Genomic DNA, 24,035 nt, shown 5'->3' with positions numbered 1-24,035 from the left:
GTTTCGCACTTATCATGCGCTAAGTCAGCTAGCGGATCAACTCCCTAACTGACTTCAAAACAATTTTATTATTTAACCAGTAAATTCATAGTAAGTGGGTGAACCTGGTCCAACTGGCATTCCTAACAAGAATACCCACACATAAAATAATACTGTCCAGCCAATAAAGAACACTAAGGTATAGGGCAGCATAGTAGCAATGAGAGTGCCTATACCAAGATCTTTTTTATAGCGCGCAGCCACAGCGAGAATTAAACCAAAATAACTCATCATAGGCGTAATTAAGTTAGTCACTGAATCGCCGATACGATAAGCCGCTTGAATTACCTCAGGTGAATAACCCACGATCATCAACATTGGCACAAAAATAGGCGCAAATATCGCCCACTGTGCTGAGGCAGAGCCTAATGATAAATTGATAGTGGCACACATAGCGATAAAGAAGAAAAACAGCTCAGGCCCGGTTAAACCAATTTCCTGCAATGCTGTTGCGCCTTTAACGGCGATAATAGCACCAAGATTTGACCAACCAAAAAAGGCGACAAATTGCGCAGCGAAAAATACTAATACAATATACAAGCCCATAGAGCTAATGCTTTTGGCCATAGCATCAATAACATCACGATCATTTCGCATAGTACCCACGATACGACCATACACAAAACCAGGAATAGCAAAGGTAATAAAAATAAATACCACTATGCCTTTTAAGAAGGGTGAACCTGCTACCTCGCCGGTTTCAGGGTGACGTAATGGCCCCCACTCTGGCAATACGCTTAACACTAATAAAATACCTAAACCTAAAAAGGCTAAGCCTGCCATTTTTAAGCCTAACTTTTCATCTTTAGTCAGTGCTTCTAAACTTGGATTGCCTAAATCAACAGCCGCTTCATTAGCATCATACTTACCCAGTTTAGGCTCTACTATTTTCTCGGTAACAAAAGCGCCTAATAAAGAAATGACAAAGGTACTTAGGATCATAAAAAACCAGTTCGCTTCAGGACCTACGGTATAACCTGGGTCGATTAAATTAGCCGCTTGTTGCGTAAAGCCCGCTAATAAAGGATCAACAGTACCAATAAATAAATTAGCACTATAGCCGCCAGACACACCAGCAAAAGCAGCGGCTAAACCAGCTAACGGGTGACGACCTAAAGAGTGAAAAATCACCGCCGCCATCGGAATTAAAACAACATAACCTAGCTCTGAAGCCGTATTAGAGATAATACCGGCAAAAACGATTGTTACAGTAACAGCACGTTTTGAAGCGCCCATCACTAGGCCACGCATAGCCGCAGAAATAAGCCCTGAGTGCTCGGCAATACTCACACCTAATAAGGCAACTAACACTACACCTAACGGCGGGAAGCTAGTAAAGTTTGTCACTAAGTTAGAAATTATGCGCTGCAAACCATCAACGCTAACTAAGTTAACTACGCGAATAACACCATCTGCGGCGCGTCCGGCAGCTCCTTCTGGCCTAGGATCAATAGCATTAACATCAAAGTAAGAAGCAATACCACTGCCTAAAACCACTGCAACCGCAAACATGGCAAATAAAGTGACCGGATGGGGAAGTAAATTACCTAGCCACTCAACCGTATCTAAAAAGCGTGTAAAAACACTTTTTTTACCGTTAGCAACCAGCTGATTATTATCAGGTGCTGACATGTAAATTCCTCAAATAGTGCAGCTAACAGAGTGCTTTTAGCAAAGCCTTAGCTTTAACTACTTTAGGCACTATTTATCTAACTAGCTGGCAATAAAACAGATTAATTGTTATTTAAAAGCCCTTTTCAACTAAGGTAACTTTTTTAAGCGCACGAAACTTAGCATAAATCACTAGACCTAAAAAGCTAAAAGCTACTTTTTTATCGGTTATCTTACAGAAACAGCTATAACTGAGTAATAACTACAACTACTTTAAAGTGCCTTTGTTAGTTCTAGCTAAGATGCTAACTAAACTAAATCATTTCATCAGTGATAATTTCGGTTTTTATCACAACAATCTGAATATTACTTAATCGTTCATCGTTAATAAAAATCTAAACCGCTTAGCTACTGCTGTACTAAAAGTAAGCTTTGTGATCTATATAATTGTTAACAAAAACCATTGCAATATGAGTCCATTACTGCAAAATACCTAACGATAATATTAATAAAAAAGGAAGTAGTAATGGCCTATGATTACGGCAGTGAATCTTTAGGGATCCGCAATCCCTTTAAAGTTGAAGGACTGTTTAGAGCAGTTAGGGGGTTGCTGGTTAGCCTTTTAGGTATTTACCCGTTACTCCAAGTCATCAATTTAGTACAAGAAGATAAAACCCTAGCTTGGATTTATGCTGGGGTAGGTTTTGTCTTATTAGCCGGTGGCTTGCGCGCTTTAGGTGGTGGCATCTTTCAAATGTTTCGTTTTTTTGTTGGTCGCAGTGTCCCTACCTCACTTGCACCTAACTACAGTAAATCTGAACGTGAAACAGCTAAGTTAGAAACGCCTCACTATAAAAGTATTGATTTAGAAGAAATGCTGATGGGCCGGAAAAATAAAACCTTTGTTGAGCCAGATGGTTTTATTTCTCGCTTTGTGCACACCTTAGTCACTAAACTGATCTTTTTACCTTACCCACTGCGCAATCTTGCTCAGCGCTTTTCAGGCGCTCTTATCGCTACAGCTGTCGCATTAATTGCTTATGCCTTAACCGCTTTTGTTTGCTTAACTGGCTTAGTTGGCACTACGGGTGATATTTTACTGCCTATTTTTTCATTTGTTTTAGTGGTCTATTTAATTTTAACTTGGCGAGCAGCTAGTACCGTTTATCGCCACGCTGAACGGGCTATAGAAACTCAAGGCACACTTAAACTAGCCAAAATTATGACCTTTGCTATTTTGGCTCCCGTTGTCTTAGGTTTAGTTATAAATTTTTTATTACAACAACCTGACGTTGCCCAATTAATTAGTCGCTTAGAAAGTTCTAACATTGAGAGTTTCGCTGTTTTGCCTCAGTTATTATTAGTACTTTTCTTTGCCGCCATTAGCGGTAGTTTAATTTTTATTCTATTAAAGCAACGTACTGCACAAGTTGAAGCCCAAACTAAAGTTGCTGAATTTAGAGCCAACTGGCAAGAAAATATTCATCCACGCGAGCTATTTGTTAATATCGATAATATTGTTATGGCAAACCGCAGGTATAAAGAGATCCCCAACCGCGTTTACCGTGAGCTAAATCCTAACCTTAATGAGCAGTCTGAAAGTAAAGGTAATTTTAATGGCGAAGTAATGATTGAAACCCAGCCTGAATATGCTCCTTTGCCACACACCGCTTTATTTAAGCAATTACGCATTGTTGCCACTGCCATAGGTCAGGTATTGTTATTAATTGGGCCACTTATCTTATTTTATTTGCTGTTTGAAGTGAAAGACGTATTAGCCTTAGTCAATGCTTTAACTCACAGCAGAAACAACAGTGCAGAAGCGGAACAAATTGTCATTCAATTATTTAATCAAAGCCAGTTTATTTTAAGCCTGTTATTTAGCTGGTTAATTTGCCATAGCTTTGGTCGTTTATTACAAAATTACAGTCATACTTTTTGGGCCGAATTAAACTTTAATTCTTTATTAGTCTATTTAAAGTGTGAAGGAACTTATACTGAAAGTAAGCTAACCACAGGTAAAGGAATTTACGACTCTACCGCTTCTGAAAACTATGTTATGCGTTCGTCATTAACGCCTTGGGTTATTACCTCACGCATTATGACCAGCACCTTTGCAGACAGTGGTGCTAAAAATGTTGAGCATCCAAGACATATTTTAGAGATGAAAGAGAACCCACAAGAAATGCAGTCTATTATCGATGATATTCGTAGCTTCTTTTCTGATAGGGAAACCATCGCTAGCATTAAGAATGAGCAAGATTTGGCAAATACAAACCAAATCCATCAGATTAATCAGCAATCTCGTGCTATGCCAGTTACACCGGACCAAGCCACACTGGCCAGCCCGCAAGCTGATGCAGAAGCGAGCGCCTCGCTGCCATTAGAACAACCTAAAGATAGCAATTAAGCTAACTTAGCTATGCTAGCACCCTTGACTCTGCTCAAGGGTGCTGTAACCACGTATAAACGACTATTTATGCCGGAAAAACCACTAAGTGATCTAAGTCTAAGCGAATGCCTAAATCTTCACCTATGGCATGGTTATGGTGACTTAACGCTAAACACTGAACCTGCTCACCACTTTTTAACTTTAATTGATATAAGATATGCGAGCCGCGAAAGGTTTTCTCAATAATTTTGGCAGCGATAGGGCTATCGTCATCATGAACAATGTCATCAGGCCTAATTAACACATCGACTCGAGAGCCTTGCGCTAAGGTTGTATTATAACTTTGGCTAAACGCACCTAAACTTATTGCCACTTTATTATCGGCAAGTACAGTGCCGGGTAATAAGACGCCACGGCCAATAAAGTCAGCAACAAAGCGATTCGCCGGTTTATGATATAACTCATAAGGTGTTGCCCATTGCTGCAAAGCACCGTCAGACATAACACCAATAATATCGGCCATGGCAAAGGCTTCATGTTGATCATGCGTCACTAATAAAGCGGTGATCTTTAGTTTCTTTAAAATAGCTCTAATATCACGCGCTAAACTTTCCCGTAAATCAGCATCTAGGCTAGAAAAAGGTTCATCTAATAATAAGACTTTTGGCTCGGGAGCTAAGGCTCTGGCTAAAGCAACACGCTGTAACTGCCCGCCAGAAAGCTGATGCATAAAGCGATTACCTAAGTTGGGCAAGCCAACAAGTTGTAATAACTCTCGTACTTTGTCCGCTTTTTCAGCTTTACTCGCTCGCTTTAAACCAAAGCTAATATTATCAGCAACCGATAAATGAGGAAATAACGCAAAGTCTTGAAACACCATGCCGACTTGGCGCAGCTCTGGATTAAGATGTTTTTGTGCGCTACTCACCTGTTTTTGCTGCAGTGAAATACTGCCCGACTTTAGCTGTTCAAAACCAGCAATAGCCCGCAATAAAGTGGTTTTGCCACAGCCAGAAGGGCCCAACAAACAGCCAATTTGGCCTGGCATTAAAGCAAAGTTAACGTCTTTAACCACTGTATAGGCATTATAAGCAATTACAACATGCTGCAAAGTTAACATGGCTTACCCTTTTAAATCTGTATCAAGGCCACGGGCCAATATAATAACGGGTAGTAGACTCACCAGTACTATAGAAAGTGCCGGTAAGGCGGCATCCGCTAAACGCTCGTCCGATGCCAACTCATAGGTGCGCACAGCTAAGGTATTAAAATTAAATGGCCGTAAAATTAACGTCGCTGGCAGCTCTTTTAACGCATCAACAAACACCAATAATAACGCCGTTAATACACTACCGCGCAATAAGGGTAGATGAATTCGAGTTAATACCTCACTACTTGTTGCCCCTAATGAGCGAGCAGCATTATCCATATTCGGTTTAATGCGTGATAATCCAGACTCAACACTGTGTAATGATACCGCTAAAAAACGCACACTATAGGCTAAAACTAACGCAAATAAACTACCAGAAAATAATAAACCGGTACGAATGCCAAACCAGGTTTCGGCTAATAAATCGATACGGTTATCTAGCCACGCAAGCGGGATCATCACCCCTATGGCGATAACAGTTCCGGGAATGGCATAACCTAAAGCGGCCATTTGTACTGGCAAACGAACAAATAAACTATTACGCAGCCGCTTAGCATAAGCAAAAGTCAGCGCCAGCATCACTGAAACCACAGCAGCTATAGCCGCTAATGAAAAGCTGTTCCACACTAAGTCAGTAAAATTAGGGTTAAACAACATGCTGTAGTGATCAGAAGCCCATAATGCAAGTTGACTCGCGGGGAGAATAAAACCAAATAACACTGGGGCAAAACACAAGCTAAAAACCAGAACTTGCTTAGCTAAACTTAATGATTTTCGAGTGGCAGGTTTAGTTCGTTGGCCTTGATTATAATAACGAATTTTTCGTCTAGACCACTGCTCTAATAATAATAAAATCAGCACAAAACTTGTTAGCATCGCCGCGAGTTGAGCTGCTGCAGGCTGATTACCTAAACCAAACCAAGTACGAAAAATACCCGTTGTAAAGGTAGAAACACCAAAGTATTGCACAGTGCCATAGTCAGCAAAGGCTTCCATCATGGCTAAAGCCGTACCAGTTAAAATGGCTGGTCTTGCTAACGGCAAAGCCACTCGAAAAAAGTGCTGACGAGTATTTAAACCTAAGCTTCTGCTTGATTCAGCTAAAGAGCCACTTTGTTCAGTGAATGCACTACGAGCTAGCATATAAACATAAGGATACAACACTAACATTAACATGATGATAGCGCCGCCTAATGAGCGGATTTCAGGAAACCAATAGTCGCCGTATGACCAAGAAAAACTCGCTCGAAGCCCGCTTTGAATAGGGCCTGAAAAATCCAGCAAGCCAGTATAAGTGTAAGCAATAATATAAGCCGGCATGGCTAAGGGTAGCAATAACAACCACTGTAATAACCGGCGGCCAAAAAAGTTATACTGGCTAATTAACCAAGCACTTGTTGTGCCTATAACTACCGCACCCAGTCCGGTGCCAACAGCCAATAACAGCGAGTTAATAACATAGTCAGATAAAACGGTTTGTCGTAGATGTTGCCACGTTTCGTATTGAGGTGTGAAAACACTGGCAAAAACAACCAGTACAGGAAGGGCTAAAATTAACGCGGGTAGTAAAACTAACCCGCGCCAGTAGTCAAATTTTGGCGATGCCATCTAGCAATTACTTCCAGCCTGCGCGATCCATTAAACGAATAGCATCTGCATTTAATTCGCCTAAATTTTCAAGTTGTAAGGTATCGGCTTTAAAGTCACCAAAGCGTTGTAAAATTTCGCTCGCTGGCACATCGTCACGAATAGAATACTCATGATTAGCTTCAGCGTACCATTGCTGTGCTTCAGCTGTGGTCATAAACTCTAGCAACTTAATCGCTTCTGTTTTATTTGGTGCATATTTAGCTACGCCGGCACCAGAAATATTTACATGTACGCCATCTGTAGTTTGGTTTGGCCAAAAAACACTTACTTTTTGGGCAATTTGCTTTTGGCTATCGTCGGCTAACATACCCGCTAAATAGTAAGTATTGGCGATAGCAATATCACAAACTCCAGCCGCTGCTGCTTTAATTTGGTCTCGGTCCCCCCCGCGCGGAGGTTGAGCAAAATTAGCAACAAAACCTTGTGCCCATTTTGCAGTCGCTTCAGCGCCATCGTGGGCAATAAAGCTAGCCGTTAATGACTGATTATAAATGTTATTAGATGAACGAACACAAATTCGACCTTTCCACTTCGGGCTAGCTAAATCGGCATAAGTTGATAACTCGGCAGGATCTACCTTACCTGTAACATACATAATGGGCCGAGCTCGCATAGTTAAACCATACCAATAACCGTTAGGATCACGCAGCGCACTTGGGATAGTGCTCGTTAAGGTATCTGATTGAACAGACTGTAATACTTGTTGCTGCTTCGCCCGATATAAACGGCCAACATCTGAGCTAATTAAAACATCAGCAGGACTATTACGACCTTCACTTACCATTCTACTAATAAGCTCATCCGCTTTACCGGTAATTAAGTTTACTTTAATACCCGTTTGAGCAGAAAACTTATCTAATAAAGGTTTAACTAGCTCTTCTTGGCGACCTGAGTAGATATTAACTTCAGCAGCATGGGCTATTGGCACAAGACTACTTAATATACTGGCACTGACTAAGCTGATAACTGAAACAAATTTCATCTTGTTGCTCCTAAGGCGGACTGGAAAATAATGCCGTGATTAGAACACAAACAAGAATAGTTCTCAATACTAATTGGCACTCTGCTAGTGAATTTTATCGCTAATAGAGCGCTAAAGAGTACTTAAAAGTGTGCTTAAAAACTACCGCGAATACCTAAAGCAATAGAGCGTCCTGGCAAAGGCGCAATCTCTTTTAAAAATGACGTATGCACTCTTGCATACTCATTCGCTAAATTTTGTCCTTTAACATAAAGCGCTAGTTCTTGCTGCGCTAAATAAAAGCGATAATTTACATTCGCATCAATTAAGGTATAGCCAGATGTTGCCGACTCTTGCGCTGCAACTTTATCTTGTTTTAAGTAATGAGTAGCCCTGATATCAGCACTCATATCACCAAAATCATAAGCAAGTTCAGCAGCTAATCGCAGAGGCGGCGTACGCGGCAAATCACCTCCTTGGGCTAAGCGTGCCCTAATATAATCGGCCTGTAAGGTTAATGTATACGGATCTGCCATACGCCAAACAAACTGGCCTTCAAAACCGTGCAACTTCACATCAGCTGGTGTAAACAGATAAACTGGTAACTCATCGTCATGCTGATGCTCAGCTTCTCCGCCGTTTCCCCCCTCGTCATGGCCTGATTCAATATATAACCCTGTGTGCTGCTGGTAATAATAGTCATCAACTTGGTTATAAAATGCATTTAAAACAAAGCCGACATCGCCGCTAAATTTGCGCAATGATAAATCTATATTATTGGCCACTTCTAGCTGTATTGGTTGCTGAGACAAGATAAAACCATCACCATCATTATCTAGCTGAAACAAGCCACCCACTTCATAAGAGCTCGTGCCAATATGAGGACCAAATGCGAATAACTCAGCCGCGGAAGGCGCCCGCTGTGAACGTGACAACGACAAGCCTAAATTATAGCCACTAGCAAAATCCCAAACGGCACCCGCCGACACGCTATAAGGCGTAAACCGCTCTTTTACGGCAAAGACTTCAGTACTATGGTCATGGTCTTCTTCAGGCAGAGTTTCATGCCCGCCATCATGCTGGTGCAAATCTACGCTAGGCAAAGCAACATTTTTCGCTTCTATCGTCACTTGCTCTATCCGCGCTCCTAATTGCATTAGCACAGGCCCAAAATGACGCTCTTCCATCCAAGCTAAACCGAACATTTCACTTTGTGACGGCGGAGTAAAGGCTTCAGCGCCAACGGCAGAAAAGTCACTATATTTATAATGTAAGCTGATACCGCCTAGCCATTCATTACGTGGGCGGTGCAATATTTCTAGCCTTGCCTCATAGCTATCATTGCTAAATACCGTTCCGACTTCGCTGCCTTCAATTTCTTTATGTATGTAGTCTGTATAAGCAAAGCGACTATTAATTTGCCGAATAAAGTCATGTTGTAAGTTTAATTCGCTAAGTAGCTGCCAACGATTTTGCTTTAAATCGGCAAATACCTCTGGCAGTACTTCGCTTTCATCGTGATCATGGCCAGCATGGCTATGGCCTGGTACACCATATTCACGATCTAAGCGCCCATAAGACATGCCAATAAAACCATTATCGAGTAAATAACTCGTCCCCAGTGTAAAGCCTGTCGCCTTAGCTTGAGTATTGTCTACTTTATTTAATCCAGCAGTATCGGCTTCATCCTCATGTTCGTGCTCATGTTCTGCATGCGCAACTTGATTGTGCGGTACTTTGTAAGCATCATTGTCACGAATAAAAGCATCGGCATAAACAGCAAAGTTATCGCCCCCTGTGCTAACAGAGCCACTGGCTAGCTTTTCATTATTTACCGAGCCATGCTCTAGCATCCACTCTGCCCTTGGCAGGTTATCGGTAGGTACTCGCTGATCAACAACATTAACGACACCACCAATAGCTCCGCTACCATAAAATAAGGTGGCAGGGCCGCGTAACACTTCAATTTGTGTCGCCGTACTGGCCTCTGCAGCAACACTATGATCAGGGCCCACGCGCGAGGCATCGCCTGAACCTAAACCATTTTGCGTAATTAATACTCGTGGGCCATCTAAACCGCGAATAATAGGACTACTTGCAACGCCACCGTAGAAGCTACTATGTACGCCAACTTCATTTTTTAAGGTGTCACCCAAAGTGGCAGCTTGACGCATTTTTAAATTATCACCAGCAAGCACGCTAACAGGTAAAGCCGACTCATTGGCCGATGCATGAAACGGACTCGCTTTAACATCAATCACTTCAATCGCAGAGGTTAATAATGCAAGTTGCACATCGGTTAACCCCGCTTCTGGCACAGTAAAATGAAAATTGCGATGAGCAAAACCTTTGGCTTCAACATGTAGCTCAGCCTCTAAGCCATGTAAGTTCTCAATAACAAAGCGGCCTGAACTATCTGTTTTAACACGAATATTTTCGCCAATAATAGACACTTCTGCTCCTTTGAGTGGCTCACCTTTAGTGTCAGTTACAACACCTGACACCGTTTGCGCCAAAAGCGGCGCAGCACACATAGAAGCAACTAACAAACTCGCTATAGCCGTTTTAGTAAACATCTTTATTCCTATTAATAGCACTTACTTTCAAATCAACAATATCAATGTGATATTATCACAACTCAATATATGTGATGTTATAACATTTTTTAACTGCCAAGCAATATAAAATAGAATTTTTTTATCAAAAAAAGACCAAACGCAGTAAATGCCGTTTGGTCTTTTGGGCTTTGCTGTTTAGCCTAAACCTAAGCTAACAAAAGCTTAAGCTAATGCATGCTGAGTTTTCGCAACAATCTATTATTGTTTTGCCATCATGCGTTGATACTCGGCAAGATCTAACACGAGTGTCTGATTAGGTAAGTCAGCAAAAGGCTTTTGCTTAAACTTAGTACCACGAATTTGCACCGACACCCTAGCAGCGTCAGGGTTTAACATGGTTTGTTGATAAAACGCTGTTACATCAGCTAACGTGACTTGCTTGACTGCGGCAATTAACTTTTGCTTACTATCAAAGTCAAACTTCTCTTGATACCAATCACGTAATAGCGGAGCAACTTCTTGCTGTAGGTTTTTTTCTGGCTGTTTTAAGGTAATTAAAGTACTGGCTTTTAACTGAGTAAATTGCTCTTCTGTTAAAGCACTTAACTCAGCAGCATACTGATGTTTAAACTGATCAAAGCGTGCCTGTATTTCAGTAACACTTTTTACCGGTGTTTGAATAAACATGGCAAAACCGACATAGTTATCCACTTTTGTTGCTGTACCGCCTACGGCATAAGCGAGTTGCTCTTCTGTACGCAGCTTATCAAAAGCTATATTACTAAAGTGGCTGCTTAACACTGTTGCACTGGCTAATTGACGATACGAAGGTTCAGGGTGAATGTGTACATCCATTAATCCAACATCGGCTACATTAACATCACGCTGAATAACTAAGGTTTCACCTGTTTGTGGTTGCCAATAGGTTGTCGCTTGGTAAGGCTGAGTTTGTCTATCTTCAGGTAAGGCTTTATCTACTTGATCCACAATTTGTTGCAAATCTGCTTTATCGTAATTACCAAACGCAAATAGCCGGACATGGTTATTTGCCAAGGTTTGCTGCATAAATTGCTGTAGCTGATTTAATGTTAAAACTTGCGCTGTCGCCGCTAACTGCTCAGCTTCATAATTGCCATTACGAATAAGCTTATTATAGGCACTAAAGGCTTGATAATACGGGAACTGCTTTGATTTGTTTTGTAAAGCCCGCACATAGCGATCTATTGCCTGATTAAAACTTTGCTCATCAACTTCTACCGCTAAACCGGCTAGGGCTTGTTGCAGCAACTCAGGTTGCTTATCAGTAAAGCCAGCCAGGGTTAAAATTAAGCCATTGGCTTCATTTAAGCCCATTTGCATACCGGCAATAGAGGCCTCTGTTGCTAAGGCGCTATATGTTAAGTTATATAAATCACGCCATAATGCCAGCATCACCTCTGACTTAATGTCTTGTTGCTTATTATTAATATTCAATAATAAAGTTAAACTACCTTTAGGTTGATGACTAAATTGCTGGCTAGGGTAAAACCAAGCTTGAATGTTATTTTCGCTAAGCATTAACTTAGGTTTGTTTTGTTTAGCATTTTGTTTAATTGCAAAGTGCTCAGGTAATAAACGGTTTACAGCGGGTAAGTTTAACGCTAAAGAAGGCGACTTCTGCCAGCTTTGTTGCTCTTCTTGGCTAATATCGCTAATTTTATATTTACCATTATAAAAGTGTAGCTCGCTATCGCTTGGCTCTTGCTGGCTAATATACCAAACTCGTAAACGCTCAGGCGTTAATTGTTGCAACACCTGCTGCACAGCTTCGGCATCAAATTGCTGATAAAAATAATTCGCGTTAATTGCATGTTTAGCTGGCACTTTTTGCATCGCACCCGCTAAACTAGAAGCATAGCCAAACTCATCACCTTTTTCTAAAAAGCGAAACTTATTATTTAAGCTAGTTTGAATTTCTTTAAAGTACTTACTATCAACACCTTGTTGCCGAATTAAATTAATATATTGCATTACTACAGCAACAATACCTTCACGGTTTTGCATTCCCATGTCGGTTAAGTCAATATCAACACTTAAAGCGCCATAATTGCCATATAAGTCAGGTGTTGCGCTAACATTCAATTGCGAAATAAGGCCCATGTCTTTTAATTTTTGCGCAGGGCTACCCGGCATTTCTGAGCCTAATAAGTAACTAATAAACTCATTAGGTTTAACGGCAAATTGGTCGGCATTATTGTCTATCGTGAAATCAATTCGTAACTGTTTAACATCTTCATTAGGTACATAATGAATACGTTTAGCGCCTAACAGGCTAAAGTCGAGTGTGTCAGAAATTTCAGGTTTTTTGATATTTTTATTTTCAATACTCGCAAAGTGCTTTTGCGCTAATTTTTCCATTTCTGCTAAAGGTAAATGGCTAATAAGCGCCACTTTCATAATGTTTGCAGAATAATATTTTTCATAAAATGCCACAGTTTCAGCATGTAATTGACTATTTTCTTTATCTCCTAATGTCTCTAAGTTACCAATTAAAAACCGGTTTGCTGCATGATCGCCCATCATAGCCCTAGCTAACTTATACTGGCCAAAGAAATCCATTTCACGGCGCATAGACCACTCGGCATTAACGGCATTTTTCTCTTTATCTGTATATTCAGGATAAAGCTTAGGGGCTTTAAAAAAGTCTGAAAAGCGATCTAGCGCTTCATCAAACGCGTCATTATTCACTTTAAACATATAGTTAGTAACATCTAGCCAAGTGTACGCATTTTGTGCTCCACCGTTTTTGGTCATAAATTCACTATAACCTTTGGTATCAGGGTAGCGTTCGGTACCTAAAAACAGCATATGTTCTAGATAATGCGCCATACCTTGTTGCGTCATCGGATCTTGTAACAAGCCAACACCCACGCTTAACGCTGCTGCCGACTTTTCTGCAGCAGGATCAGACACTAAGATTACTTCTAATTTATTATTTAATGTTAAAACCTTATAGGCACGCTGATCATTCGGGCTGGTAATAACTTGTTGCTGTTCTAACTGCACTCTTGGACTTTCAGCAACATTATTTATAGCAGTACAACCAGCCAAAACAGCCAGTGACACTGCACTAATAAGAAGAATTTTTTTCATTGAAATACCAATTTGTTATGCGAATAGAAAATATCAATACCCTATACTTTACCCTATGCTGTAAATGAAGTGTTAGCTTGCTGTAGTTTTGCTTTGTAATGAAATGTGTTCAAAGTCGACTTTACATCTTGCTTTACACCTTACATAAAAAAGCCAGCATTTTAGCTGGCTTGTTACCTAAGATAACTTATTATAAGCACTGGCATACTAGTGCATAGTTTGGTTATAACTTAGATTTGTGATTGTAAATAATTAGGCAAGCCTAATACTTTAATCAATTTTAGTTGCTGCTCTAACCAATGGGCGTGGTCTATTTCGGTATCATCTAATAAGGTTTGTAGAATATTACGTGTCACATAGTCTTGTTCTTGCTCACACAATGCCATAGTTTCTTTTAATAGCTTGGCTACTGCGTATTCTACATTTAAGTCATTTTGCAGCATTTCTGGCACGTCTTTACCAACATGAATAGCATCACGTTTAGTTAAATCAGGCGTTCCTTCTAAAAACAATATTCGCTCAATTAATGCTGAAGCATGGCCCTTTTCGTCTTCAAATTCATGATCAATTCGAGCAAATAACTTTTGCAAGCCCCAATCTTCATACATACGCGAGTGAATAAAGTATTGATCCATTGCCGCTAACTCATTAGCTAATAATGTATTTAGTGCTGAAATAATCTTAGTGTTGCCTTTCATATTATTCATCTCCTAATTGTGCTTGTAGGTAGTTAGCTAAGCCTAGTGCTTCAATTTGATGCTGCTGCGTTTCTAACCAGTCTAAATGGCCTTCTTCGTATTCGAGTATTTCGGTTAAAATATCGCGGCTAACATAATCTTGCTCAACTTCACACAAGGCTATCGCTTCACGTAATAAAGGAAATTGTGCTAACTGAAAGTCAAAATCACATTGCATCATTTCTGGTGTATCTTCACCAATACGCAATTTACCTAGGGCTTGTAAATTAGGCAGCCCTTCTAGCATTAATATTCGCTCAATAAGCTTATCGGCTTGCTTCATATCTTTAATCGATTTCTTATAGCATTTATCGTTTAAAGCATTTAGCCCCCAATTTTTATAAATCCGAGCATGTAAAAAATACTGATTAATAGACGTTAGCTCACTGGTGAGCACCTCATTTAATTTAGCCAGAACCTTAGGGTTGCCTTGCATAATCTCACCTTTTAATTAATAAGTAGGGTATGGCTTACAGTCTAGTGCAAAATAGGCACTAAAGCAAAAACCCTTTATTTATCAATACTATATTATTGATATCAATTCGTATTAGCATCACTATTAGCATAAAGCAGTTAGACTGAAAATACTGCGTATTTACATTAACTTAGTTTTCACGGCTTTAGTCTCAAGCCTTTTGTATTTTGCTTAATTTTACGGTAAACCTAACTATAGGATTTATTTAACCCTTAGGAAATACTATGTCTTTAAAAGCGATGTCTTTAAATTCACTGGCCATCTTTAAGGCGCTATTGCTAGTGTTGCTGTTATCCAGCAACTCTGTGTTAGCAACAGAGCGCCAAATTGAAATTGATCACAGTGTTGTCACTAAACATAAAACCAGCGTAAATGGTAAACGCTTTGAGTATACCGCCACTACAGGTACACAGCCGGTATGGAATGAAGACGGCGAACCAACTGCCACTTTATTTTATACGTATTACCAACGTTCAGATATTAAAGATCGCAGTAAGCGCCCTTTATTAATGTCTTTTAACGGCGGCCCTGGTTCGGCTTCTGTGTGGATGCATGTTGCTTATACTGGACCTAAAACATTAAATATTGATGACGAAGGCTACCCTGTGCAGCCTTATGGTGTAAAAACCAACCCTTATTCAGTATTAGATGTTGCCGATATTGTCTTTATTAACCCTGTTAACACGGGTTACTCACGCGTATTACCTAATAAAGAAGGTAAAATGCCAACCAAAGAGCAACAGCAAAAGATGTTCTTTGGCGTCAATGCCGATGTGAAATATTTAGCTGAATGGTTAAATACTTTTGTTACTCGTAATGAACGCTGGCAGTCACCTAAGTTTTTAATTGGTGAAAGCTATGGCACAACCCGTGTATCAGGTTTAGCCTTAGCCTTACAAAATCAGCAATGGATGTATTTAAACGGCGTAGTGCTAGTATCACCTACTGATCTTGGCATTAAGCGTGACGGCCCTGTTGATGCGGCAAATCGTCTGCCTTACTTTGCGGCAACCGCTTGGTATCACCAAGCACTCAGTCCTGAATTACAACAGAAAGACTTATACGATATTTTGCCTGAAGTAGAAGACTTCACTATTAATCAATATTTACCCGCTTTAGCAAAAGGCGCCTTTATTTCTGAACAAGAAAAACAGCAGATTGCCGCTAAAGTTGCTGCTTATTCTGGTTTATCGGTAAAAACAGTCTTACAAAACAACTTAGATATTAACCCAGCTTATTTTTGGAAAGACTTGTTACGCGAGCGTGGCCAAACCGTGGGCCGGTTAGATTCACGTTATTTAGGTATCGACAAAAAAGAAGCCGGTAGTCGCCCTGATTACAATGCCGAGCTAACCTCTTGGTTGCACTCTTTTACACCGGCTATTAATTATTACTTACGCGCCGAATTAAATTATAAAACCGATATTAAATATAATATGTTTGGCCCTGTACACCCTTGGGATCGCTCAGGTGACAACACCGGAGAAAACCTGCGCCAAGCGATGGCACAAAACCCCTATTTAAAAGTATTAACTCAGTCAGGTTATTATGACGGAGCAACCAATTACTTTGATGCTAAATACAATATGTGGCAACTTGATCCAAGCGGTAAAATGAAAGATCGCTTAAGCTTTAAAGGCTATCGCAGTGGCCATATGATGTATTTACGTCGTGCTGATTTAGAAAAGTCGAATAATGACTTACGCCAATTTATTTTAGAGGCTATTCCTGCTGAAGGCGTTGCAGCTAAATACTAGTGAGTGCATAGTATTGAGTGCTGAGTGCTTAATGTTGAGGGGTGAATGCTTAGTGTTTAGTGTTTAGTAAAAAGCCGAGCTGGATTAATCTAGCTCGGCTTTTTTATTTAACTATGACTGAGTCGCAGCGGCTTAGTCACAGTTGTTTTATTACCACTACTTAGATTGCTCTAATAAATTAAGTATAAAAGCATATTCCTGGGCATATTCTGCCAAGCGTGAGAAGCGCCCAGATTTACCACCATGGCCAGCTTCCATGTTTACTTTAAACATTAAAGGCTGATCATTTGTTTTGTGGGTACGCAACTTAGCTACCCATTTTGCTGGTTCAAAGTATTGAACTTGCGAGTCATGTAACCCGGTTGTCACTAACATGGCTGGATAGGCTTGTTTTTTTACTTGATCATAAGGCGAGTACGACAGCATATAATCATAGTAAGCTTTTTGTTTCGGATTACCCCATTCATCAAATTCGTTAGTGGTTAACGGAATACTTTCGTCTAACATGGTTGTTACAACATCGACAAAAGGAACATGTGCCACTAAACCACGGTATTTTTCTGGTGCCATATTCGCTATAGCGCCCATTAATAATCCACCTGCACTGCCGCCCATGGCGAACACTTTATCTTTAGCAACATAGTTATTCGCAACTAAATAATCGGTCACCGCAATAAAGTCTGTGAAGGTATTCTTCTTATTAAGCAACTTACCGTCTTCATACCACTGGCGGCCCATTTCTTGGCCACCACGAATATGCGCTAAGGCATAAACAAAACCACGATCTACTAGCGATAACACTACAGAGCGAAAATAAGGATCTGTAGAGCTACCATAAGAGCCATAGGCATACTGATACAAAGGAGCTGTGCCATCGCGCTGAATACCCTTACGATATAACAACGAAACCGGCACTTTTACTCCATCGGCGGCCGTTGCCCACACCCTGTCAGTGGCATAGTTGGCTTTATCAAAGCCACCTAATACTTCGGTCTGCTTTAATAAGCGCTTTTCACCGGTTTTCATATTGTGCTCAAAAACACTATTAGGTGTAGTTAATGAGCTATAGCTATAACGCAGCCAATGGGTATCTGGCTCTGAATTAGTTTCTAGCTGTGCAACATAAGCGGCTTCATCATACTCAATATAAAAGGCTTTATCCGCTGCTGCCCATGGCATGACTTTTAAGCGCAATAAGCCATTACTTCTTTCGTTAATAACTAAATAATCGTTAAATAATTCGAAGTCTTCAATAAAAACGTTTTTATCGTGTTTAATTAATGGTTGCCACTGATTACGATCACCTATTTTGTCGGCATCAACTGTCATTAAGCGAAAATTTGGCGCATCCCAGTCAGTGCTAATAACCCATTTGTTATTGATATGGCCGGCTGAGTACTTAAAATCACGTTGCCGTGGTGCTAGCACCTTAAATTCACTGTTAGGTTTAGTGGCATCTTGCACTCGCATTTCGGTTGAAACAGTGCTGCTAAGATAAATAACCACATAGTTATTATCACCGCTGTTACCTACGCCCATATAAAAGCTGTTGTCTTTTTCTTCGTAAACTTGGCGAGCCTTAGCGACATCATTGCCTAAGGTATGCTGAAACACTTTAGTGCTGAGTAAGGTAACAGGATCATTTTTTACAAAGTACAAGGTTTTGCTGTCTTTACTCCACGCAATGCTGCCAGATAAACCCTCCACAACATCGGTTAAGTCTTGGCCGGTGCGAAGATCACGTATTTTCAGCGTATATTGTCGCCGTCCGTTATCATCTTCCATATAGGCTAATAGATTTTGATCTGGGCTCACCTTCATATTCGCTATCTGATAAAAGTCTTTATCAGCAGCAAGAATGTTGACGTCTAACATCACTTGCTCGGTACCGTCTTTTAACGATTTACGTAAATAGATCGGATACTCTTTGCCAGCATCAAAACGGTTATAATAACTGTAATCGCCCTTAGTATAAGGAACTGAGCTATCATCTTGTTTAATTCGGCCAATAATTTCGTCTGTTAATGTATCCGTTAGCGACTGGTATTTAGCGCTATATTGATCAAAATAACTATTTTCACGATACAAATAATCTAAAACGGTAGCAGAGGTTCGACTGTCATCGCGCAACCAATAATAAGGATCTTGTCTATCACCATTAGGTGAGCTAACTGTATAAGGCTGTTGCACCGCTATAGGCGCAGTTAATTCAGCTGCCGATACCCAAAAACTACTTAATGCACTAATACCTAGCAAGAAAAGTGGCTGTTTATACATGATTTATTCTCCAGAGAAATCAGCCACAAAATTTAACATAAAACCCATAGTTAGCCCATTAATACTCTTTTTAAATATGTAACTAAGTATATTATTTATTAGAAATAAGACAGCGACGATTCCCGCGAATAGCTAAAGCGACCTAAGATACTTCGCTTTAAACTATTTTTTAATTAACTTCAGCCAATGGCTAGCCTGAGCTGAATAACTTGGGTTAGCCAAGTACCATAACCAGCAAAAACCTGAATAGAGCTGTTTCGCTAATGGTATTTTTATCGTTAAACCTTGTTCTAAGTTGGCTTGGTTTCGTTGTTGCGCATAAGCAGTTAGCAACTGCTGCTCTTGCTGCGTATTTAATTGATAATGCAAGCTAAGAGCGGCTAAATCTAGGCTACTATCTGCTTGTTGACTATATTCAAAATCAAGCAGCCACAACCTATTATCAGCCCACAGTAGGTTGTCGGCATGTAAATCAAGATGGCATAGCACAGTGTCGGCTGGCAGTGTCATTAATTGTTTAGCCGCTATAAAAAGCTGATTAACCAGCGAGATATCAAGCTGTGAATTACCTTGCACTTTATCAACAAGTAATTGCAAATAATCCTCTAGTTGCAATACTGATGTCATCACCTTTAGCTTATGTAAGGTAGCAATATGAGTTATTAGCTGCTTAGTATCATGACGCTGATAATTAAAGGCTTCGCCACCTGAAACAAAGTCACTGATCATAATTTGTTGATGGTTATTCAAGCATAAGGGTGCTGGTGCTAAACCATGCACAGCCGCCGCGTGTTGTATGGTTAACTCTTGCTGGCGGCATTGCTTATGTTGCGCTGGGTAGCTGCGTAGAACATATTCAGCTCTATCAGTAATAATATGATAACTCTGGTTACTTTGACCATGTGATAATGGCTGAATATGTTGCACTTGCTGATTAGCAAAAAACTCTAATTGCTTACAAAGCTGCGCTATGCGTTGACTGTTAGGCTCTGTTGCTGCTGTTGTACAAAATGATGACGCCACACAAAATATCCTGCTAGAGCGATAATGGTATATAGCATAAACAAGCCAGTAAGAAAATACAGGTGCTTTTGCGCATAAACAAAAATAGAGACGGCATCAATAACCACCCAGTACAGCCAATTAGAAACCAGTTTGCGTGTTACAAGCCAAGTAGCCATAACACTAAAGGCCGTTGTTTGGGCGTCTAAGTAAGCAAAATCAGCTTGTGTATAACCCGCCATAAAATAGCCAAGCCCTAAACCTATTACTGCAGTTAGGCTAATTAATAGTCCATGGCGCTGCCATGACCACTCATATACAGGCGCTTGTTTATCACCTGCGGCACCGGCTTTAACACTTTGTTTTAGCTGTTGCCAACGCCACCAACCATAAATGGCCATACCAGCGTAATAGAGTTGCAAAATAGCATCCGACAATAACGCCGAATGCCACATTACTTGAGTAAATAAAATCGTACTAAGTAAAGCCGCAGGCCAACACCATAAGCTTTGCTTTAAAGCTAGGATCACATAAGCCAGCGCCAGTAAAGTTGCTATTAGTTCAACACTTTGCATTAACTGCCAATCGGCAATAGCTTTACTTAGCAACTCACTCATGGCCTTAAATCACCATGTAAAAACTTACAAACAAAGATAACCTTGCCGTATTTTTCAAACGACCATTTAATACATTCCTGTAAGGCCTGCATCACTTCATCATAATCACCAAACATTTGGGTGCTTAAGGTATTGGTTAACACCAAAATAGAAGGATAACCATTTAACTGCTCAATAAAGCCTTTAATTGGCGTTAGGTAATCATCTGCTAATGGGTAGCTGCTTATTTCTACGGTTAATTTCATCTTTAGCCCCTATTAAAATTGATAACTGGCAGTAACACCAACACGGCGAGGTTCGGCAAACTGCTCATAAGTGTGTGGCTCGTAGCCGTCTCGCGGATCATTACCAAAGTAAAAACCTCGAACGCCAATATCTTTATCTAGCGCATTACGGCTCCACAACGCAATATTCCAGTGCGGTAGCTGATAACTTAAACGTAAATTAACTAACTCATAACGAGAAGAACGCGCATTATGGCCGTCAGAATAGAAGTAGCTGTCTTTGCCTTGCAGGCTAATATTGAAAGTAAGTGGTTCAGAAATATACCAATCTGCTGCCACACTATACTGAAACCGCGGCGACTGTGCTTGCTCGCGACCGGTAAATAAATCACCTGCTAAAGTAGTGTAATCACCTAGTTTGGTTTTTAACCAACTGGCGCTAACAAAAAGCGCCAGCTGTGAATGCAGCTGTAGCCGGTTTTCTACTTCAATACCGTAGTTACGGCCACTACCGGCATTATCAATAAAACCTGCGAATTGCGGGCCGCTATCTGGGTTTAACCAGCCTTTAACCTGCATATCTTTACGCCACATATAAAATGCTGCTACACGAGCAATAATGCTTTGGTCTAACGCACTGCCTTTAACGCCAAATTCTGCGTTATATAAGGTTTCAGGGGCAAAACTCGCTTTGCTGTTTAATTCAGGTAAATTGCCGCCACTAGCTTTAGCTAAGGCATCACCATTTACACCGCCTACTTTATAACCGCGAGATGCTAATAAATAAATTAACGCTTGTTGGTTTACCTGATAATTAAAACTAACCTTAGCGCCCCACATCGTATCGTGGTTACGAATATCATTAGCACTGGTATCAGCATATTCATCGTCATAGCGCTCGATACGTAAACCCGAAACCATACTCCAAACATCATTTAATGGTGTCGTTATTTCACCATAAGCAGCCATATTTTTACGTTTTAGCTGATTTGAAAACTGTGCGGGTTGCCATAAATCCCAATCCCAAAACTCGCGAGTTAAACGAAAGTTTTTATTAGTAGCATAAATGCCAAATACCCAATCGCTATTACCTAATTTACCTGCTGGCGTTGACACTAATCGATAGTCAACACTTACTTGCTCACGATCACGTAAATAACGATCTGTAGTGGCGTATTCGTCAGGATGTATCCCTTCATAGCTCCAGTCTTCATCAAAACCGTAATCACTATCTGAGGTTAACCAACTAACTTGACCAAAAGCGGTAAAGTATTTAACACCAGTATATTCAGCTTGTAATGCTAAAGCTTTACTACGAATAATATCTTGGCCCGGATTATCAGATAACGTAGTGCGGTTTTGATCTAGCGAGAAAGCGTCGAAGCCATTGTCTTGATCAACAAAATGACTGACTAATTGCAGCATTAAGTGATCAGTTGCTTGCATGCGCAATTTAAAACGACCAGTAAATTCGTCAATATTATTAGTATCTTCACGGTTTAAATAGGCATTTTTCATAAAACCGTCAGAAGACTGCTGTTCTAATGAAATACTGTAACCAAGCTGATTATTAATGGCGTTACTGTAAAGTCCTGCAACTTGGTAGCTATTATAATCAGCTATAGTGGCGCTAAATTTACCTTCGGCTATGTCTGTCGGGCCCTTAGTCGTTAAGTTCAACATACCCGCTAAGGCATTAGCACCAAATCGCGTTGCTTCAGGGCCACGAAATAATTCTAATTGTGCTAAATCATGAATACCGGTAATACCCATACCTGAATAATCGATACCATCTATTAAAATGCCTACAGAGGGATTAATGGTATCAACATATTCACTTCGCTCGCCCACGCCACGTACTTGTAAGTAGCGTCCGCGCGATGCGCCAGCGGTAAAGTTAATATTGGCAAATTGATGTAGTAAGTCATCTAAGTGTTGAGCAGAAGTGCGCTTAGCATCTTCATCCGAAATTACAGCTACGCTACCAGAGATTTGTTGCACTGAATGACGACGAAAGTCACCTTGCACTTCTATTCGTTCTAGCGACGCTGTGGTATCAGAATGAGTTTCATTAGCAATAGATACTGCAGGAATAGTCAGTGTTAAGGTGAGTAAACTAGGTATTAAGCGCATTTTTTGTATAGATCTCCATAAAGAGAGAGACCATACCAGCATGAGGAGTCAGCACCATCCCTCCGCCGGTATGATCCGGATCAGGTTCTTAGGGTTCGCCTCTTGGCATCTCAGCAATTGCACCCCTTGGTTGCGCGGCAAGTGTATAGACTTTTTAATCTAACTGCAATCCGTTGCAGCTAGATTAGATAAGCTTAAAATTTATGCGAAATACCTACTGCAAGATAGTCAGTATTTTCTGTTTGGTCAAAGTCAAAACTTGAATACCAAGCATAGACCTTACTATTTTTACCCAGTTTATAATCCACACCTAAGCTAGCGCCATTATCATCACCCATAACTTGATACTGAGCTTTAAAGGTCATCTTCTGCCAAGGATAAGCTGCACCCAGTAAATATCCGTTTTTATCTAATTGCGTTTCTAGCTCTTCTTGGTTCTGATACATTGTATTAATTGTCAAATCAGCTAATTTAAATTGAGCTGTAGCACGAATAATATCGTAACCTTTTACTTCGCTATCATAAGCTAAGGCCGTATAAAAATTACTTTCTTTTAATGCTTGGTCACCATAGTGAACAGCAACAGAAAACGCATCATCAGCATCCGCTGAATCTGCAACGATATAGGTTATTTGAGCACCAAAACCAGAAAAACTAGGCGTTAAATAGCTAATAGAATCATTAACGCGGTTTTCGCCCTTCCATAAATGCTTAACATCCGCTTCGTAATCATTAAATAAGTCTGTCTTGCCTTGTGATACCTTTAAAGCGGTATCATGACGGCCTAATCTTAGTTCACCGAAGTTGCCTTTTAAGCCAATATACTGATTACGAGATTTAAAATTTTTCTCGCTGCTCTCATCAGAAACATCCACTTGCCATTCCAGTTTATAAACAATGCTTAAGCCATCCTCTAAAGCATAATCACCTTTGACACCAAACCGTGACGCGTTACTTTTTAATTCTGTAAAGCGGCCTTCACCTTCGTCACTTGCTTGCAGCGACACATCTACCTTGCCATAAAACGCTAGTGGCTCTGCTTGAGCAACACCGCTGAATGTGGCAACTGAAAGCAAACTAGCAATACAACTAGCTAAGGTTTTTTTTGTGGTCATATGTAATACCTATATTGGTCGTAATAAATACGCTAAGCAGACTGCCTAGCTGTAACTAGTAAAATCTGGAAGAAACTTTATAACTATTATATGACACTTGTATGACAAAGATTGTTAAAACCTAGCCATACAGCAGAAATTTTGCCAGAAATATCAACCATCAGGTTTAGCCCTAGCTATAACATACACCTTAGGCTAATTTAGA

At 40.3% G+C, this 24,035-nt stretch carries 16 protein-coding genes and 1 riboswitch; of the genes, 2 read left to right on the top strand and 14 right to left on the bottom strand.

Features of this window, described 5'->3' with window-relative positions; genetic code table 11:
• Positions 1 to 72 precede the first annotated feature (72 nt).
• Positions 73 to 1,671: an AbgT family transporter gene (locus ACRCA4_RS01280; protein ID WP_433183034.1), complete on the bottom strand. Its 1,599-nt coding sequence runs from the start codon at positions 1,669 to 1,671 to the stop codon at positions 73 to 75.
• Positions 1,672 to 2,176: 505 nt separating this feature from the next.
• Here ACRCA4_RS01280 and ACRCA4_RS01275 point away from each other — a divergent pair.
• The gene (locus ACRCA4_RS01275; protein ID WP_433183032.1) at positions 2,177 to 4,060 is read left to right on the top strand and encodes a hypothetical protein; all 1,884 of its coding nucleotides are present in this window, start codon (positions 2,177 to 2,179) and stop codon (positions 4,058 to 4,060) included.
• A 67-nt stretch (positions 4,061 to 4,127) separates the two neighbouring features.
• Here the strand turns inward: ACRCA4_RS01275 and ACRCA4_RS01270 are convergent, their stop codons facing one another.
• The 7 genes from ACRCA4_RS01270 to bfr (ACRCA4_RS01240) form a co-directional block, all read right to left on the bottom strand.
• Positions 4,128 to 5,162, bottom strand: coding sequence for an ABC transporter ATP-binding protein (locus ACRCA4_RS01270; protein WP_433183029.1), 1,035 nt, complete (start codon positions 5,160 to 5,162; stop codon positions 4,128 to 4,130).
• 3 nt (positions 5,163 to 5,165) lie between these two features.
• The gene (locus ACRCA4_RS01265) at positions 5,166 to 6,800 is read right to left on the bottom strand and encodes an ABC transporter permease (RefSeq protein WP_433183026.1); all 1,635 of its coding nucleotides are present in this window, start codon (positions 6,798 to 6,800) and stop codon (positions 5,166 to 5,168) included.
• 7 nt (positions 6,801 to 6,807) lie between these two features.
• Entirely contained in the window at positions 6,808 to 7,824 is a 1,017-nt protein-coding gene (locus ACRCA4_RS01260; RefSeq protein ID WP_433183023.1) for a Fe(3+) ABC transporter substrate-binding protein, read from the bottom strand.
• A 134-nt stretch (positions 7,825 to 7,958) separates the two neighbouring features.
• Complete coding sequence (locus ACRCA4_RS01255) at positions 7,959 to 10,379, bottom strand: TonB-dependent receptor (protein WP_433183020.1); 2,421 nt, start codon at positions 10,377 to 10,379, stop codon at positions 7,959 to 7,961.
• A 240-nt stretch (positions 10,380 to 10,619) separates the two neighbouring features.
• Positions 10,620 to 13,493 carry an insulinase family protein gene (locus ACRCA4_RS01250; protein ID WP_433183017.1) on the bottom strand — a complete coding sequence of 958 codons (2,874 nt, stop codon included), beginning with the start codon at positions 13,491 to 13,493 and terminating at the stop codon, positions 10,620 to 10,622.
• A gap of 230 nt (positions 13,494 to 13,723) precedes the next feature.
• Positions 13,724 to 14,191 carry a bacterioferritin gene (gene bfr, locus ACRCA4_RS01245; RefSeq protein WP_433183014.1) on the bottom strand — a complete coding sequence of 156 codons (468 nt, stop codon included), beginning with the start codon at positions 14,189 to 14,191 and terminating at the stop codon, positions 13,724 to 13,726.
• A 1-nt stretch (position 14,192) separates the two neighbouring features.
• Positions 14,193 to 14,666, bottom strand: coding sequence for a bacterioferritin (bfr, locus tag ACRCA4_RS01240; protein WP_433183011.1), 474 nt, complete (start codon positions 14,664 to 14,666; stop codon positions 14,193 to 14,195).
• Positions 14,667 to 14,929: 263 nt separating this feature from the next.
• Between bfr (ACRCA4_RS01240) and ACRCA4_RS01235 the strand changes: the two genes are divergently transcribed.
• Positions 14,930 to 16,462, top strand: coding sequence for a S10 family peptidase (locus tag ACRCA4_RS01235; RefSeq protein ID WP_433183008.1), 1,533 nt, complete (start codon positions 14,930 to 14,932; stop codon positions 16,460 to 16,462).
• Between the two features lie 156 nt (positions 16,463 to 16,618).
• On the opposite strand, the gene ACRCA4_RS01230 is transcribed toward ACRCA4_RS01235, so the two are convergent.
• The 6 genes from ACRCA4_RS01230 to ACRCA4_RS01205 all read right to left on the bottom strand — a co-directional run bounded on the left by ACRCA4_RS01230 (position 16,619) and on the right by ACRCA4_RS01205 (position 23,830).
• Positions 16,619 to 18,739, bottom strand: coding sequence for a S9 family peptidase (locus ACRCA4_RS01230; RefSeq protein WP_433183005.1), 2,121 nt, complete (start codon positions 18,737 to 18,739; stop codon positions 16,619 to 16,621).
• Positions 18,740 to 18,901: 162 nt separating this feature from the next.
• Entirely contained in the window at positions 18,902 to 19,762 is an 861-nt protein-coding gene (locus tag ACRCA4_RS01225) for a phosphotransferase (protein ID WP_433183002.1), read from the bottom strand.
• Positions 19,708 to 20,358 carry a nicotinamide riboside transporter PnuC gene (pnuC, locus tag ACRCA4_RS01220; RefSeq protein ID WP_433182999.1) on the bottom strand — a complete coding sequence of 217 codons (651 nt, stop codon included), beginning with the start codon at positions 20,356 to 20,358 and terminating at the stop codon, positions 19,708 to 19,710. The genes ACRCA4_RS01225 and pnuC overlap by 55 nt, the downstream gene beginning before the upstream one ends.
• Positions 20,355 to 20,603 (bottom strand): hypothetical protein, encoded by a 249-nt coding sequence (locus ACRCA4_RS01215; protein WP_313908030.1) that lies wholly within the window; start codon positions 20,601 to 20,603, stop codon positions 20,355 to 20,357. The genes pnuC and ACRCA4_RS01215 overlap by 4 nt, the downstream gene beginning before the upstream one ends.
• Positions 20,604 to 20,615: 12 nt before the next feature.
• Entirely contained in the window at positions 20,616 to 22,715 is a 2,100-nt protein-coding gene (locus ACRCA4_RS01210) for a TonB-dependent receptor (RefSeq protein ID WP_433182996.1), read from the bottom strand.
• A gap of 40 nt (positions 22,716 to 22,755) precedes the next feature.
• A riboswitch (TPP riboswitch) is annotated at positions 22,756 to 22,852 on the bottom strand.
• A gap of 57 nt (positions 22,853 to 22,909) precedes the next feature.
• Entirely contained in the window at positions 22,910 to 23,830 is a 921-nt protein-coding gene (locus ACRCA4_RS01205) for a porin (RefSeq protein ID WP_433182993.1), read from the bottom strand.
• Positions 23,831 to 24,035 lie beyond the last annotated feature (205 nt).

Source organism: Rheinheimera sp. WS51 (assembly GCF_050936095.1).
In the GTDB taxonomy this organism is placed as follows: domain Bacteria; phylum Pseudomonadota; class Gammaproteobacteria; order Enterobacterales; family Alteromonadaceae; genus Alishewanella.
Note: the sequence above shows the minus strand (reverse complement) of the source record. Positions and strands in the feature narration are given on the sequence as shown.

Bases quoted from the DNA above. Each gene is read 5' to 3' on its own strand.
- ACRCA4_RS01270 (WP_433183029.1), bottom strand. From the start codon at position 5,162: ATGTTAACTTTGCAGCATGTTGTAATTGCTTATAATGCCTATACAGTG.
- ACRCA4_RS01205 (WP_433182993.1), bottom strand. From the start codon at position 23,830: ATGACCACAAAAAAAACCTTAGCTAGTTGTATTGCTAGTTTGCTTTCA.
- ACRCA4_RS01215 (WP_313908030.1), bottom strand. From the start codon at position 20,603: ATGAAATTAACCGTAGAAATAAGCAGCTACCCATTAGCAGATGATTAC.
- ACRCA4_RS01210 (WP_433182996.1), bottom strand. From the start codon at position 22,715: ATGCGCTTAATACCTAGTTTACTCACCTTAACACTGACTATTCCTGCA.
- ACRCA4_RS01250 (WP_433183017.1), bottom strand. From the start codon at position 13,493: ATGAAAAAAATTCTTCTTATTAGTGCAGTGTCACTGGCTGTTTTGGCT.
- bfr (WP_433183014.1), bottom strand. From the start codon at position 14,191: ATGAAAGGCAACACTAAGATTATTTCAGCACTAAATACATTATTAGCT.
- ACRCA4_RS01235 (WP_433183008.1), top strand. From the start codon at position 14,930: ATGTCTTTAAAAGCGATGTCTTTAAATTCACTGGCCATCTTTAAGGCG.
- ACRCA4_RS01230 (WP_433183005.1), bottom strand. From the start codon at position 18,739: ATGTATAAACAGCCACTTTTCTTGCTAGGTATTAGTGCATTAAGTAGT.
- pnuC (WP_433182999.1), bottom strand. From the start codon at position 20,358: ATGAGTGAGTTGCTAAGTAAAGCTATTGCCGATTGGCAGTTAATGCAA.
- ACRCA4_RS01255 (WP_433183020.1), bottom strand. From the start codon at position 10,379: ATGTTTACTAAAACGGCTATAGCGAGTTTGTTAGTTGCTTCTATGTGT.
- ACRCA4_RS01280 (WP_433183034.1), bottom strand. From the start codon at position 1,671: ATGTCAGCACCTGATAATAATCAGCTGGTTGCTAACGGTAAAAAAAGT.
- ACRCA4_RS01260 (WP_433183023.1), bottom strand. From the start codon at position 7,824: ATGAAATTTGTTTCAGTTATCAGCTTAGTCAGTGCCAGTATATTAAGT.
- ACRCA4_RS01265 (WP_433183026.1), bottom strand. From the start codon at position 6,800: ATGGCATCGCCAAAATTTGACTACTGGCGCGGGTTAGTTTTACTACCC.
- bfr (WP_433183011.1), bottom strand. From the start codon at position 14,666: ATGCAAGGCAACCCTAAGGTTCTGGCTAAATTAAATGAGGTGCTCACC.
- ACRCA4_RS01275 (WP_433183032.1), top strand. From the start codon at position 2,177: ATGGCCTATGATTACGGCAGTGAATCTTTAGGGATCCGCAATCCCTTT.